This window comes from Bacillus sp. 166amftsu (assembly GCF_900107445.1).
In the GTDB taxonomy this organism is placed as follows: Bacteria; Bacillota; Bacilli; order Bacillales; family Bacillaceae_G; genus Bacillus_A; species Bacillus_A arachidis.
This window is the reverse complement of sequence record NZ_FNQA01000007.1, coordinates 77,677-90,938: the sequence shown is the minus strand read 5'-3', so window position 1 is coordinate 90,938 and position 13,262 is coordinate 77,677. Positions and strand designations below refer to the sequence as shown.

Below are 13,262 nucleotides of genomic sequence, written 5' to 3'. Positions count from 1 at the left end.
TATTAGTTAATTTGTTTAGTATAATAAATAAATAAATAAATAAATAGTATGTTGTTGGAGGGATAAATATAGTTAAAATATTAAAGATTATAGGGATAATACTTTGTATCATCTTAGCAATCATTATAGCTTTTTTTGTAATTATGGAATATTACTATTCAAAAGAAGATCCCAATTATGTACTAAATTACATAAAAGAACATAAAGATGATCAAACTTGTTCACTAGTTATTAGAAGAAACGGTGAGGTACTAATCTCTGTAAATGAGAATAAAAAATTACCGTTAGCAAGTATGGCAAAAATAGTAGTAGCAGTGGAATTTGCAAAACAAGTTTCAGAAGGAAAGATAAATTCACAGGAACAAGTTCCATTACAAGATTTAGAAAAATATTACGTACCAGACACAGATGCTGGAGCACATCCTGCATGGTTAGAGGATGCAAAAATAAGAAATGCAATAAAAAATGAAAAGCTTTCATTAGAAGAAGTAGCTATAGGGATGATTCACTTTAGTTCCAATGCAAATACAACTTACTTATTAGAGAGATTGGGACTGGAAAGAGTAAATGAAAGTTTAAAGGAACTAGAATTAAATAGTCATGATGCATTCTATCCATATACATCGGCATTGTATATGAGGGGATATGCAGAAAAAGAACTTCATATTTCTGAAGATCAATCATTAGAAGTATTACGTAAAATGTCCATGGATGAATATAGAAAGCACGCTTTACAAATACATGAATGGATGAAAGACGAAGAAGAATGGAAAAAGCGTAATATACCATTAAAAGCGGATATAGAATTTCAACATATTTGGTCTGATAGATTAGTAAGCGCAACTGCTAAAGATTATATGAATTTAATAAGGAAAATCAATAATAGAAATGAGTTTCCAAAGGCAATGCAGGATGAAATCGAGCGGATTTTTAAGGGAACTGTTGAAGACAGGATATATGAACATGCTGGTAAAAAAGGAGGTTCAACAGCATTTGTATTAACAAATAGCTTTTACGGTACTGATAAAGAAGGAAACAGGGTTGAAATAGTCTTTATGTCCAACGATTTAGATAAGATAACGTATAAAAAACTTGAAAATAATGTAAATCACTTTATCCGAGATATTGTGACGAGCGAAGAATTTAGAGGGAAATTATAATGATATAATTTTATTATGTAAACAAAAAGATGACTTATATAAGTCATCTTTTTGTTTGTTATGAAGGAACAGGATTTCGTTTATATTTTATTGAATATAAATTTTTACAACTAAAGAAAAAATGAAATTGTTAATGTTCAAATACCTTAACAAAAAAGGAGAGTAATTGATGACTACAATATATTTCGTTCGCCATGCTCATTCTATATATACACCGGAAGAAAGGGAACGGCCATTATCTGAAAAAGGACGGAATGATGCGCAAAGTGTAGCCGATTTATTAAAAGAAGAGAAAATTGATGTTGTCATTTCTAGTCCATATAAAAGAGCAATTCAAACTGTTCAAGGAGTTGCGGTTCAATTTGAATTACCGATACATATGGAAGAAGATTTGCGTGAGAGACTACTAAGTAAAGAACCGGTAGTAGATTTTGAGGAAACAATTACAAAAGTATGGGAAAATCCAACATTTTCTTTCGATGGTGGAGAATCAAACAATAGTGCACAACAGCGTGGTAGTGCATGTATCAAGAAAATTTTAAAAGACTACAGAGGGAAAAACATTGTCGTTGGAACGCATGGAAATATTATGGTACTCATTATGAATTATTTTGATTCTAAATATGATTTTAATTTTTGGAAAGCACTTGAAATGCCAGATATATATAAATTAACTTTTAATGAAGAAAAATTAATTTCTGCTGTAAGGATAGAAACCAGTCATCTGGTGAATAATTTGTAAAATTTTATCGAGAAAGCAGGAAAGAACAGAGCGGTTAGAGAAGTATGCTCTTGTACCATAAAAAAAGTATGATAAAGGAGGCTGTTTACATGTTTGAGAAAGAGAAGGAAGGGCTTATGGAAGTTCATAATGTATACGAAATTGCTCCATCAGATGGAACAATTATTGGTATGGCAACACCAGAAGAAATGGAAGTTGCTGCTGAACTAGAATTACAGCACTATGCCTATTCTCGTTTATTAGAAGCAAATGTTCAGTTAGACGGTTCCTCCTATAAAGATATACTTCAGGAGCTCCAGGAGTATGAAAGAAAGTCAATGAGATTCTGGCGCGCATTACATAAACGTTTAGATGTACCATGGGCATGGGTACTTCGTGTTGATGTTGCAAATGGTCCTATATATGTGAATAATGGGAACTCGTATTATGATGGTGATGAAGACGAGGAAGATTATGCATAGATAAAAGAGGAAAGCAGCGAAGGCTGCTTTCCTTTTTTGTATGTTTATTTAGCTCTGGGATTTTCACTGTTTTTTACGTTATGTATATCATCTTCTTGTAGAGAATGAATTGCATGAATTATGATATCAGGGCGTTCACTTTCGATTCCGTGGCTAGCATTTTGGGCGAGGATGTATCGGCTATTTTGAGAGAGCATAAGTTGCTCTTGAATAAGCTCCTGCCAAACTTCTTCAAGCTTTGTAGCTTCTTCATTAGGCATTCCACCTTGAATCATCTCCCCGATGGAGTAATTCGGGTCCCTCCCGATGATAACAAGTGGAGTTTTTAATGTTACTTCAAGTTGTTTCATTCTTTTTGCGCAATTTTTCCACTCTGAAAGTTCAGAAGTAGTTGCTTTGTATAATAATGGTGAGGTAGAAAAATCCACATATTGTTTTTGTTTACGTGATGACAAGTGACTATATTGATTTGCTAATATAGATTGTAGTTCTGCATAAAGTGAGTCTGAATCCATATTAGAATAACTTCTATATTTTTGTAGCCACATATCATCTGAATCTGTTTTATCTGAGACAGGTAAATCAAGATCGTCTAATCGATGTAAGTTCATAGACGTTGAATCAACAAGAATTACAGCTTTTAATTGATTAGAATGTAACATTGCAAACTGCTGTGCACATAATCCTCCATAAGAATGACCAACTAAAATAATGGGTTGCCTAATAGCTAATATATGTAATAATTCGTGCAATTCTTTTGTTGCTTGTAGTGTCGTACGTGGTTCGTTACCAAGTTCACTTTTCCCATAACCAGGGCGATGAAATAGAACTACGGTATAATTTGAAGAAAGTTTTTCTGCAATTTGGAACCAATCATAAAAGGAACATCCTATCCCTGTTTGAATCACAACAGTCTGAGAGCCATTTCCCATTATACAAACTTCCATTTTCTTTCCGCGTACTTCTACAAAACGATTCATGGTAATATCCTCCACTAAGATTGAAATGTTTTTTGACAAGCAAATACGATACACCAAATGCCTACACCGAATAGTACAGAGGTACTGAGTGAAAAAGAATTCTTTAATCCAATATAAACAATAAATAATAGTAGTGCTGATGCGGGGAATCCATATAATACCCCTAAAGCAAATTGACTTAAATCTTGTTTACTCCCGCCTTCAACAGAAATCCAAAACAAGCTAAGTAAACTAATAAGTGGAAGGGCAGCTATGAAACCGCCAAGCGTACTATAATGTTTAGCGAATTCAGTTACACCGCCAATAATTAAAGCAGAGACGATTACCTTAACGAGGAAATGCATATTTTGACTCCTTTGCTAGTAATGAAAAAGCCTTTTCAAGTAATTGTTGTTCTTCTTCTGAAAATTGAGCTTCTAATATCTTTAATTTTTCTTCATCTAATAATGTATGTTTTGCTAAAGCTTCTTTACCTTCTGTGGTCAATGCGAGATTAACGACTCGTTCATCTCGTTTATTTCGCTCCTTTATAACGAATCCTTTTTGGATAAGGCGTTTCACATGCTCTGATGCTGTATTATGAGATAAGCCTAATTCAGATGCAACTTTCCCAATTGTAGTCTCCGTTTCTCGAGAAATGATTTGAAGAATCCGAATGGCTTGGTGAGAAAGATTGTCTGTATATTCATACCGTAAGTGATAATAAATGGTTTCCCAATTTTGATTGATGTTCTTCATGATAAAATCCTCCGTTTGTTATTTATATCGTATAATAAGATATATTCTTTTTGTGAGAAGTAAATTCCTTCTATTTCACATAAAAAAATTGAAAAAGTTTATTTTTCTTGAAATTTACGGTACTCTTAGTGTAAAGGCATACAAATAGCAAGAGAGAGGATGATTGAAGTGTATACATTTAAATGGATTAGTCATGAAAAGATGTATTTAGATCAAATACATGTTGAAAAATGTGGTCCTCTTTCAGTTGGTATCTATGGTGGGAATCAAGAGAGTGATGCGTATGAAAGAGGAGATGCAGTACTAGCTTGGTGGGACCCGCAATTAGAATTTGAATTTGTTATGATCTTTGATGCTCATCATAAAACGAAAAAGATACATTATATAATAGAAGCAATTTCGGAAAGAAAAGAGAAGTTACAGGAATTGTTCTCATATCCAGTTCACCTCGCGTTTCATCATACACATATGTATTTATTAGCGTTATTTACAGATGAATCGTTTATTGAGAAAAGTGAACAAGAAAATGAAGAACTTGCGTGTTTAATTTGTTTGCGAAAAGGTGAGTTCCTATATTGGTTATCAGTAGGAGAGTGCTTTGCATATTTATTTCATTCAGAACAGTTACAGAATGGAAAAGGAAGATTAAATAAACGTAAATTCTACGAGTATATTGGAAGAAAAAATGTGTTTGCTGCTAATACGCCGTGTTTCACTTCAGGAGTTCGTGGATTAGAGAAGGGAATGAATCATATTGTTTTGGCAACAGACGGTATGTTAGAGTGTGATCAGCAAACGTTTCATGATGATCAGTCCTTACTTGAAGTGCTGCATAGGGGGGATTGTCTTCAGATTGAGCCTGCATTAGCAAGCGTGCTTGAATGGAAGGGAAGAGATTGTGCGACCATAATTGGGTGGTCTATTGATACGGAAAATAGAGAATGTACAAATTAATATTTTTGAAAAAGTGAGCTTAGGATAGATACATTCTAAGCTTATTTTATTTTTCTTACATAGATGAGAATCAGCGTGGAATTTATATAATTTAATTCGAACGAGCCTTCGGTGGATTTCGCATATATTGAAGGTTTGCTGTATATGAAAAAATATAATTACCCTTTGAAATTAAGAAAATGATGATAAATGTGAGAGAAAAAATTTTCCTGTACGTTATATAGGGTGTAAAAGCTTTTACAACAAAATAAGGGGAATTGTGAGATGAAATCAAATGAGAAAAATTTTATAAAAAGGTTGCAGCGGCAAAAAGAAGATGCATTAGAGTTTATTGTCGATATATATTTACCATTAATAAAGGGCATAACGCATAAAGTTCTTGTTCCGCTTCAAAATGATGGATTGATAGATGAATGTATCAATGATATTTTTCTTTCGATTTGGAATAATGCTGAAAAGTTTCATGGAGATTCAGACGATTTTAAGAAGTGGATTGCAGCGATTGCTAAGTTTAAAGCGATTGATTATTACAGAAAAGCAAATAAGAAAATAGAAATTATTTCAGATGAATTCAATTTAATCATGGAAAAATCGGTAGAAGATGAATTAATTATTATGGAAGATAGAGAAGAATTGATAAAGCTTATTAATCAATTAGATCCCGTAGACCAAAAGGTGTTCATGATGAAATATCTTCTCGGTTTAAAAACGGAGGAGATAGGAGAGAAATTAGGTTTAACGAGGGCTGCGATAGATAATCGAATTTATCGTGGGAAAAAGAAACTACAACAAAATGCTATGAATATTAGTCTGGGGGGTAGTGTGATATGAAAGATATTTATGAATTATTAAATGATGTTGATATAGATGAAAAAGACTTAGAGGAAATGAAGGTCTATGAATTTGAAAAAGAAAAAGTGAAACGAAATTTAAAACAGGTTATACATAAAAAGAAAAAAACGAGAAACTGGAAAAAGAGTGTCGCTGCTGCATCTGTTTTAGTAGGGTTATCAGTTGCAACGCTTGGAATTGGATTTCCTAGTTACGCTGGGGGGCTTCCAATTGTAGGGGATATTTTTCGGTTTTTAGATAATGGTAGAACGGGACTTTATGAAAATTATAAAGAATTTTCTACTGAGTTAAATATGACGAGAGAAAATAATGGGATTAAAATTACGATTAATGATGTGATTTCTGATGGACGAAGTGTATCAATAACGTATTCAATGGAAAGTGAGCAAGATTTAGGGGATGACCCAATTATATTAGGTGGGTTAGAGATAATGGAGGCTGGTGGAGGAACAGGAAGTTCTCAAATTTCTAAAGTTGCAGATAAAAAGTATGTAGGTATGGCGACAACGACACATCATAGCAGTAATAAGAAAGACAAAATAAACCTTAGATGGAATATAGACAAAATAGAAATACCGGATAAAAAGAAAGAAATAAAAGGGAATTGGAATTTTGCTCTTACTGTAAAGGCAATGGATAGTAAAGAAAAAACAATTAGTGGAAGTTCCGAAAAAGAAGGCGTAAAAGTAAATATGGAAAAGGTGGCAGTGTCACCGATATCGTTTATTCTTTATTACAATCAAGAAGTTTCTAAAAATACAAGGAAGGAATGGGATGCTGTAGATGTTGAGTTGGAAGTTAAAGATGATTTAGGTAATCATTATTCTGGAGAAGGAAATGGTGGATCAGGTAAGGATTCCTATAATATTCATTGGAGTGACACATTTCAAAAGCTCAATGAAAATGCAACGAAACTTATTATCACTCCTCGTGTTAACTTACGAATTCATACCCCCGAAAATCATGGCGGGGTAGAAATGAGAGACGGAAAAGAGAAGAAGATTGAAGTACCTAAAAAAGAAGCAAAAAATAAAAAAATCGTTTTAGATGATATTGTGATTGATTTAAAGAAATAACAGAAATAAAAGGGCGTCTTATGAAAATAAGACAGCCCTTTTATTTCTGTTAGGAAGTAATCAATAAAGCATGTGGATGTTGCGTTTTGTATTCTTCTTTCCAAGGAATGTTTAATTGCTCCCAAGTTTGCCCGCTATCTAAAGACTGAAATACACCATTATTATTTAAAGTATAAAATGTATGGGGTTCGGCAGGATTTGTTGCAAGCATAGAGATGACAGTTCCGATTGCTGAAGGTAGCCCGTGCTGCACTTTTTGGAAAGGAGTGTTTTTTGTTTTTCGATAAATATAAGATTCATAAGGTATACGATGGTGAGCTAGGTCAGCACTTGGTGCAGCAGAGACCAGTATCGTATCACAATCACCAGGATCGATAGCCATACTATATAAATAGTGGTGTTCTAAGCCCTCGCTACAAGAAGTCCAATTGCTTCCGCTATTATAACTTTCAAGATATGCACGGTCAGGTCCGCCCATAAACCCATCGCCACATGATGCATACAGACGATTCGGGGCCTGTGGGTGCATAAGTAGTTGATGAGCATCAATAGGAGCGCCGAATTTTTTATCCTCCCAAGTTTGGCCATTATCCTTACTTCGAATGATAGCGCCTGCTTCAATTGATACATGTATTGTATCTTGTTTATTTGGATCGACTGTAATCCAGCGAACATGATGTGTAAAAGGACGAGGTGGAAATGCCCATGTGTATGAAGAAAGTAATGATTTCATGTTCTTACACTCACTCCATGTTGCACCACCATTTTCTGAATAAAACAACGCGCTAGGTTCCGTTCCTACATAAACAATGCCGTAGCCATTAACTTGTTTAATAGGACTAATAGCAATCGAAGTAATAGCAGAATGTAAAATACCATCTTCTTTAGGAAAGTCAAAATAGCGGTAAGAATCTCCAATTGGTCTCCAAGAATCACCTCGGTCATCGCTTACCCATAATCCTCGGCCAAAGGTGCCGCAATAGATGCGATTTGGTTGAAATGGATCAACCGCAATACAAGTAGGTTGTATATTTTGTAAGTGATATTGAACTTGAAACTCTTCATTTCTTTTTTCTACAACAAGAAGTTCACGTTCCATACAAAGAAATAATCGCTTCAATTTTATATCCTCCTTTACATTTCTTACAGTATTAAACAATATGAGAAAGAAAAAGAAATAGTCATATTTTTAGGTTGAGAAAAAGGAAATGATAAGAAGACACAAGGCGTACTAGCAGAAGCGACACGTTTATTGAAGGATAGGTTTTATGTAGGACATATTACGAGACAAATAGAAATAGAGGATCTATACGTAAAGAACCACTTTGCAAAGTATGAAAGAAAAAAGATGATAAAAAGTGTCATAAACTCATTCTTGCAGCATACATATATATAATGTGGCCACAAACAGTTGTAAGGTAAATATCTCATCATATTACTTTACTTCTAAAATATCATCTTTATAATCAAAGTGGTAATTGATAAGGGTTATCATTTTCAGTTATTGTAGAAAGGGGTTTTTAAAAAGATGAGTAGTCAACTCCGTTTTGCTATTGAAATTCGCAGGAGGCAGTTAATTGACCAGTTAATTGGAGCTGGTGTGTTTAAAATTCTTGATCGACAATTATACGAGCTTTCTTTAGAGGAACTAGAAAAAGAGTATAGGGACATTAAAAAATATGCCGAAGTTCGCGCATAGTCATATAGAATAGTAAATGAAGCCCCCCCTAAGTTGGAAAAAAACAAGGAGGGGTCTTTATTTATTTAGCAGAGATTATTTTTTGTATTTCTTTCATTGGCCGCAACCAGTTTTTGGACATGATTTTTTCGATTTGTGCTGCATCTTGGTTTTTTAATGCTTCGATGATTAAATTGTGTTCTTCAATCGATTGACGCGCAGGAATGAAATTTTGGAAAAATAGGTATTCAAGACGTAATACATGAAGTTGGATGCTTGCTAAGAACGGTTCGATGTATGTATTTTTAGCGATTGATACGATTGTATTATGAAATTGGATATCTAAGTGTAATGCTTGTTTCGAATTTTTTTCATCTATGGCATTTATAAATGCTGAGTTTATTTCAGAAAGTCTTATCAAATCATTTTCATTTATTTGATGAATTGCCTGTTTTCCGATAATCGTATGAAGGCCAGCAATTGTTTCATAAATAACAGATATATCTTCTAGTTTTATAGGCGCAATTTTCGTTTTTTGTCCAGGGACCATCTCCACAAGTCCTGAAAGCTCTAATACTTGCAGTGCCTCTCTAACTGGTGTTCTACTCACACCTAAAGCTTCGGCCAGCTCTCCATCATTAATTTTCTCATTAGGTTGTAAAACACCTTCGATAATCCAATCTTGTAATTGATGTAAAACGAGTGATTTAGCAGATACCCTTTCTTGCTTTCGATAATTTTGAGGAATAGGCAAGATAAAACATTTCCTTTCACTTTATATTTTGCTTTCTCGTATCAATAAATTGTAGTTTCGGTTTCCTTTCATCTGGCTTCTTGCTTAGTACAAGTACCATTGCAATAACACAGAGAGCGCCTAATAATTGAAATGATTGAAACGGAACATGCAAAATGAGAACAGAAGAAATAATAGCTGCAAGTGGTTCCGTACAACCAAATAGTGTAGTCTCTTTCGGTGTAAGGTAGCGGATGCTATCTAAGTATAAATAGAATGCGATAAGTGTACCGAAAATAACCACAAATGTAATGAGGAAAAGATTATTAGGCTGTAAATATTTCATGCCTGATAATAAGATAAATTCATTTGTGGAGAGAAAGTGTACGACGGTTACACCAATGCCTCCAATAATCATTCCCCACCCAACAATGACAGATGAAGACCATTTCTCTAATAATTCCTTTGAATAAAGGCTATAGAATGCTAGTGACAGACCAGATAAAATGCCCCAAATGATAGCTGGAGTTGAAACAGCTAAATTATCAATAGATCCATTCGTTAGTAAGAAAAAGGTTCCGATTAAAGAGAGTATGATCGAAATAAAATCGATTTTAGTAGGACGAATATTCCATTTGAAGATAAGGTAAACGGTGATAAATATTGGCGCTAAATATTGTAATAATGTTGCAACTGCAGCATTGCCTTCCTTAATAGATGCAAAATATGTATATTGCACTGCGAGCATACCTAACAATCCAAACAGAATCATTCTGTTTACATCGGCCCTTTGTTTCCAAATGCCGAGCACTTCTGATTTTTTATTGCCAAATGAGGAGAATAAGAGCAAAATACTTCCGGATATAAGTAAGCGGATTGTAACTAACCATTCTGTAGAGACATTGTCTTGTTGAAAAAGTTGTTGTGCAGCAGTGCCAGATAAACCCCATAAACTAGCACCTGTAATAACCATAATAATGCCTTTCAATCTTCCTGAATCCATAGCTAGGTTCTCCTTTCAGAAAGAAATTTAATTGAAATATCGAATACAATATGTAATATATCATGAGTAATATTAAAAATAAACAGAATTTTTAAAATGAATCAGATGAGTAATGGATATAATTGTGGTAAAATATTGTAAAGGAGTGATTTGATGATTGGTGGGTTTATAATTTGTTTCCTTTTAGCCATGTTCATTATCATTTTGGGATACCAAATTCACATAAAAAAGAGGTTATTTCTCTTAGCAGGATATCAAGAAGAGACCTTTGTAGGGGATAAAGAAAAACTTGCAAAAATAGCTGGTTTTTTTTCTTATGTAATAGGAATTACTACCGCTCTGTTACCATTTGGATTAGAAGCAATTGGTGACGCTGTGGGGATTGGTTATGGACTTTTTGTTGTTATAAGTACAATTGTACTTGTTATATGGAGTAATATAATAAATAGGTCTAGTAACTCTAAAGAATAAACGAAAACAAGATGGTAACCTTTTAGGGAAACCATCTTGTTTTTTCACTTTTTATTATGATACCACGGTAAAAGGTGGGATTGGATCAACAAAATCATCCCAATCCTGTCTCATTTCTTCATCAGTTAATAAGCATGTATCCAAAGAGCGCTCAATATGATATTGATTCATTTCAACTCCAATAAAGACTAATTCTGTTATTCGATCTCCGTACTGTTTATCCCAATTTTTTAAGACTTCTGGTTCTTCTGCAATTATTTGCTGCTGCTCAGCTGCAGGTAATGCTGCAACCCATTCACCAGCTCCTTGGATTGTAATCGAAGAGCCAGCTTGGGACAAAATTCCCATCATATGGTTACGAGATGCGAGCCAGAAAAAACCTTTTGCCCTTACGACATCTAATGGCCAGTTTTTTAACCAATTCATAAGTCGAACAGGATGAAATGGACGTTTGCGGCGATAAACAAAGGAACTAATGCCGTATTCTTCTGTTTCTGGCGTATGGTGATCATTATTTAACTCTTGAATCCAACCAGCTGCTTGGCTAGCTTCATCATAGTTAAATAAATTCGTATTTAAAATTTCATTTAGTGGTACTGCGCTAAATGAAGATTCAATGATTTTTGCACTAGGATTTAACTTTTGTAATAGAAGATGGAGTTCGATAACATCTTCCTTTTCTAGTAAATCCACTTTGTTCAAAAGAATAACATTTGCAAATTCAATCTGATCAATTAGTAGATCGATAACTTCTCGTGTATCTGTTTCGTCAATTGCTTGTTTTCGATCTAGTAAACTTTCCCCAGCGGCAAAGTCATCCCAAAATCGATTTGAGTCGACTACAGTAACCATCGTATCGAGACGACACTTGCTCGTTAAATCAATTCCTAGTGCTTCATCTATATACGTAAATGTTTGTGCAACAGGAATAGGTTCACTAATGCCGGAAGATTCAATCACAATGTAGTCAATATCTCCTGCCTCTACAAGACGGTTTACCTCAATGATTAAATCTTCTCGTAGGGTACAACAGATGCAGCCGTTTTGAATTTCTACTAATTTTTCTTCTGTACGAGAAAAGCCTCCTTGTTTCACAAGTGCGGCATCAATATTTACTTCGCTCATATCATTTACAATGACAGCTACTTTTAATCCCTCTCTATTTGTCAAAATATGATTCAATAATGTTGTTTTTCCAGAGCCTAAAAAACCACTTAAAACGGTAATGGGCACTTTTTTCATTGTATATACCTCCTGTTAAATCGTAATCATTACGTTTTATGATAAATGACTTTAGAAAGAAATGCAACAATAAATCATAATGATTACGATTTACGAATAGGAATGAAGTATGAAAAATGTTTGGGATTGTCATAGAAAAAGAGGACAAGCATACGATTAAATATGAATAAAACGGAGGCGAGGAAGTTGGTTTTTAATAGAATATCAAAAGAGTTAATTGGTACGCTTCTCATTACAATCTTTCTTTTTTTATTATTTTTTGTAGATTTTACAAATCTAGCAAACTTGCACAAAAGTATTCCAAAAGAATGGCTAAATGTGAATGCAATTTTTTTAAGTATTTTCTTTGAAGCAGTACCATTTATTTTATTAGGTGTTATTGTTTCATCGGTTATTCAAGTATTCGTAACAGAGGAGATGATTCAAAAAATATTGCCAAGGTCAACAATTGTCGCAATGATTCCAGCAGCTTTTGTTGGTGTCATTTTTCCAATGTGTGAGTGCGTCATCATTCCTGTAGTAAGAAGGCTAATTCAGAAAGGTTTACCCTCCCATGTAGGAATGGTGATTTTAGTAAGTACCCCAATTTTAAATCCAATTGTGTTTTTATCAACGTATTATGCATTTCGAACGAATCCAAATGTTGTATATGCTCGTTTTGGGTTAGCGTTATTTGTTGCATTATTGATAGGCTTAGTTGTGTATTATGTATACCGTAATAAAAGTATTTTAAAAGAACAAAAAGTGATTACTCATGATGAGAAGAAAAAAAGTTGGCGAGATGTAATAAGTCATGGAGTGGATGAATTTTTTGATACAGGCAGGTACTTATTAATTGGTGCGTTCTTAGCAAGTTTATTTCAAACATTTTTAGATCGTAACTTGCTTGTAGAAATTGCAAATAGCGAGGTAATTTCACCTTTTGTCACGATGGCTTTTGGCTATGTACTATCGCTTTGTTCAGAAGCAGATGCATTTATCGCAGCTTCATTTGGTCATATATTTTCAGTAAAAGCACTCGTTGCTTTCCTAGTATTTGGGCCGATGTTAGATTTGAAAAATACATTGATGTTATTTGCTTACTTTCAAAAAAGATTTGTTTTCTTCTTTATTGGAATTGTCACGATTAGTGTATATATCGTTGTTCAGTTTGCAATGAGTTAGGAGATGAC

Annotated in this window: 16 protein-coding genes; 9 read left to right on the top strand and 7 right to left on the bottom strand. The window is 33.9% G+C overall.

Annotation, left to right across the window (positions count from 1 at the left end; translation table 11 throughout):
* The first annotated feature begins 68 nt into the window (after positions 1-68).
* The 3 genes from BLV40_RS17430 to BLV40_RS17420 all read left to right on the top strand — a co-directional run bounded on the left by BLV40_RS17430 (position 69) and on the right by BLV40_RS17420 (position 2,363).
* On the top strand, positions 69-1,160 hold the full coding sequence (locus BLV40_RS17430) for a serine hydrolase (RefSeq protein WP_090692296.1): 1,092 nt from the start codon (positions 69-71) through the stop codon (positions 1,158-1,160).
* A 169-nt stretch (positions 1,161-1,329) separates the two neighbouring features.
* On the top strand, positions 1,330-1,902 hold the full coding sequence (locus tag BLV40_RS17425) for a histidine phosphatase family protein (protein WP_026591754.1): 573 nt from the start codon (positions 1,330-1,332) through the stop codon (positions 1,900-1,902).
* 68 nt (positions 1,903-1,970) lie between these two features.
* Complete coding sequence (locus tag BLV40_RS17420; protein WP_026591753.1) at positions 1,971-2,363, top strand: hypothetical protein; 393 nt, start codon at positions 1,971-1,973, stop codon at positions 2,361-2,363.
* Between the two features lie 44 nt (positions 2,364-2,407).
* Here BLV40_RS17420 and BLV40_RS17415 read toward each other — a convergent pair whose 3' ends face one another.
* Genes BLV40_RS17415 through BLV40_RS17405 form a run of 3 tightly spaced genes read right to left on the bottom strand, consistent with a single transcriptional unit; the run spans position 2,408 to position 4,081 of the window.
* Positions 2,408-3,343 carry an alpha/beta fold hydrolase gene (locus tag BLV40_RS17415; RefSeq protein WP_090692289.1) on the bottom strand — a complete coding sequence of 312 codons (936 nt, stop codon included), beginning with the start codon at positions 3,341-3,343 and terminating at the stop codon, positions 2,408-2,410.
* A gap of 14 nt (positions 3,344-3,357) precedes the next feature.
* A complete protein-coding gene (locus BLV40_RS17410) occupies positions 3,358-3,687 on the bottom strand; it encodes a DUF3147 family protein (RefSeq protein WP_026591751.1) in 330 nt (109 codons plus the stop codon).
* Positions 3,671-4,081 carry a MarR family winged helix-turn-helix transcriptional regulator gene (locus BLV40_RS17405; protein WP_026591750.1) on the bottom strand — a complete coding sequence of 137 codons (411 nt, stop codon included), beginning with the start codon at positions 4,079-4,081 and terminating at the stop codon, positions 3,671-3,673. The genes BLV40_RS17410 and BLV40_RS17405 overlap by 17 nt, the downstream gene beginning before the upstream one ends.
* A 159-nt stretch (positions 4,082-4,240) precedes the next feature.
* On the opposite strand from BLV40_RS17405, the gene BLV40_RS17400 reads away from it, so the two are divergent.
* From BLV40_RS17400 to BLV40_RS17390, 3 genes are all read left to right on the top strand, one after another.
* Positions 4,241-5,035, top strand: a complete 795-nt coding sequence (locus BLV40_RS17400) for a PP2C family serine/threonine-protein phosphatase (protein ID WP_090692287.1) — start codon at positions 4,241-4,243, stop codon at positions 5,033-5,035.
* Positions 5,036-5,299: 264 nt separating this feature from the next.
* Positions 5,300-5,866, top strand: coding sequence for a sigma-70 family RNA polymerase sigma factor (locus BLV40_RS17395; protein WP_026591748.1), 567 nt, complete (start codon positions 5,300-5,302; stop codon positions 5,864-5,866).
* Positions 5,863-6,963 carry a DUF4179 domain-containing protein gene (locus tag BLV40_RS17390; RefSeq protein WP_090692284.1) on the top strand — a complete coding sequence of 367 codons (1,101 nt, stop codon included), beginning with the start codon at positions 5,863-5,865 and terminating at the stop codon, positions 6,961-6,963. Before BLV40_RS17395 ends, BLV40_RS17390 begins: the two co-directional genes overlap by 4 nt.
* 49 nt (positions 6,964-7,012) lie before the next feature.
* Here the strand turns inward: BLV40_RS17390 and BLV40_RS17385 are convergent, their stop codons facing one another.
* Positions 7,013-8,083: a WD40/YVTN/BNR-like repeat-containing protein gene (locus BLV40_RS17385; RefSeq protein WP_090692282.1), complete on the bottom strand. Its 1,071-nt coding sequence runs from the start codon at positions 8,081-8,083 to the stop codon at positions 7,013-7,015.
* Between the two features lie 408 nt (positions 8,084-8,491).
* On the opposite strand from BLV40_RS17385, the gene fbpA reads away from it, so the two are divergent.
* Positions 8,492-8,662: a Fur-regulated basic protein FbpA gene (gene fbpA / locus BLV40_RS17380; protein WP_026591745.1), complete on the top strand. Its 171-nt coding sequence runs from the start codon at positions 8,492-8,494 to the stop codon at positions 8,660-8,662.
* A 61-nt stretch (positions 8,663-8,723) separates the two neighbouring features.
* On the opposite strand, the gene BLV40_RS17375 is transcribed toward fbpA, so the two are convergent.
* Together BLV40_RS17375 and BLV40_RS17370 are read right to left on the bottom strand one after the other, a co-directional pair.
* Complete coding sequence (locus BLV40_RS17375; protein WP_026591744.1) at positions 8,724-9,395, bottom strand: GntR family transcriptional regulator; 672 nt, start codon at positions 9,393-9,395, stop codon at positions 8,724-8,726.
* A gap of 16 nt (positions 9,396-9,411) precedes the next feature.
* Positions 9,412-10,377 (bottom strand): DMT family transporter, encoded by a 966-nt coding sequence (locus BLV40_RS17370; protein ID WP_090692279.1) that lies wholly within the window; start codon positions 10,375-10,377, stop codon positions 9,412-9,414.
* A gap of 153 nt (positions 10,378-10,530) precedes the next feature.
* Here BLV40_RS17370 and BLV40_RS17365 point away from each other — a divergent pair, with 153 nt between their 5' ends.
* A complete protein-coding gene (locus tag BLV40_RS17365; protein WP_090692277.1) occupies positions 10,531-10,848 on the top strand; it encodes a DUF3784 domain-containing protein in 318 nt (105 codons plus the stop codon).
* A 54-nt stretch (positions 10,849-10,902) separates the two neighbouring features.
* Here the strand turns inward: BLV40_RS17365 and BLV40_RS17360 are convergent, their stop codons facing one another.
* Positions 10,903-12,090, bottom strand: a complete 1,188-nt coding sequence (locus tag BLV40_RS17360) for a GTP-binding protein (RefSeq protein WP_090692275.1) — start codon at positions 12,088-12,090, stop codon at positions 10,903-10,905.
* A gap of 186 nt (positions 12,091-12,276) precedes the next feature.
* Here BLV40_RS17360 and BLV40_RS17355 point away from each other — a divergent pair, with 186 nt between their 5' ends.
* Positions 12,277-13,254 (top strand): permease, encoded by a 978-nt coding sequence (locus tag BLV40_RS17355; protein ID WP_280138909.1) that lies wholly within the window; start codon positions 12,277-12,279, stop codon positions 13,252-13,254.
* The last annotated feature ends 8 nt before the right edge of the window (positions 13,255-13,262 follow it).

Coding starts and splice junctions, on each gene's coding strand:
- BLV40_RS17425 (WP_026591754.1), top strand. CDS start 1,330: ATGACTACAATATATTTCGTTCGCCATGCTCATTCTATATATACACCG.
- BLV40_RS17420 (WP_026591753.1), top strand. CDS start 1,971: ATGATAAAGGAGGCTGTTTACATGTTTGAGAAAGAGAAGGAAGGGCTT.
- BLV40_RS17415 (WP_090692289.1), bottom strand. CDS start 3,343: ATGAATCGTTTTGTAGAAGTACGCGGAAAGAAAATGGAAGTTTGTATA.
- BLV40_RS17410 (WP_026591751.1), bottom strand. CDS start 3,687: ATGCATTTCCTCGTTAAGGTAATCGTCTCTGCTTTAATTATTGGCGGT.
- BLV40_RS17405 (WP_026591750.1), bottom strand. CDS start 4,081: ATGAAGAACATCAATCAAAATTGGGAAACCATTTATTATCACTTACGG.
- BLV40_RS17400 (WP_090692287.1), top strand. CDS start 4,241: ATGATTGAAGTGTATACATTTAAATGGATTAGTCATGAAAAGATGTAT.
- BLV40_RS17395 (WP_026591748.1), top strand. CDS start 5,300: ATGAAATCAAATGAGAAAAATTTTATAAAAAGGTTGCAGCGGCAAAAA.
- BLV40_RS17390 (WP_090692284.1), top strand. CDS start 5,863: ATGAAAGATATTTATGAATTATTAAATGATGTTGATATAGATGAAAAA.
- fbpA (WP_026591745.1), top strand. CDS start 8,492: ATGAGTAGTCAACTCCGTTTTGCTATTGAAATTCGCAGGAGGCAGTTA.
- BLV40_RS17370 (WP_090692279.1), bottom strand. CDS start 10,377: ATGGATTCAGGAAGATTGAAAGGCATTATTATGGTTATTACAGGTGCT.
- BLV40_RS17365 (WP_090692277.1), top strand. CDS start 10,531: ATGATTGGTGGGTTTATAATTTGTTTCCTTTTAGCCATGTTCATTATC.
- BLV40_RS17360 (WP_090692275.1), bottom strand. CDS start 12,090: ATGAAAAAAGTGCCCATTACCGTTTTAAGTGGTTTTTTAGGCTCTGGA.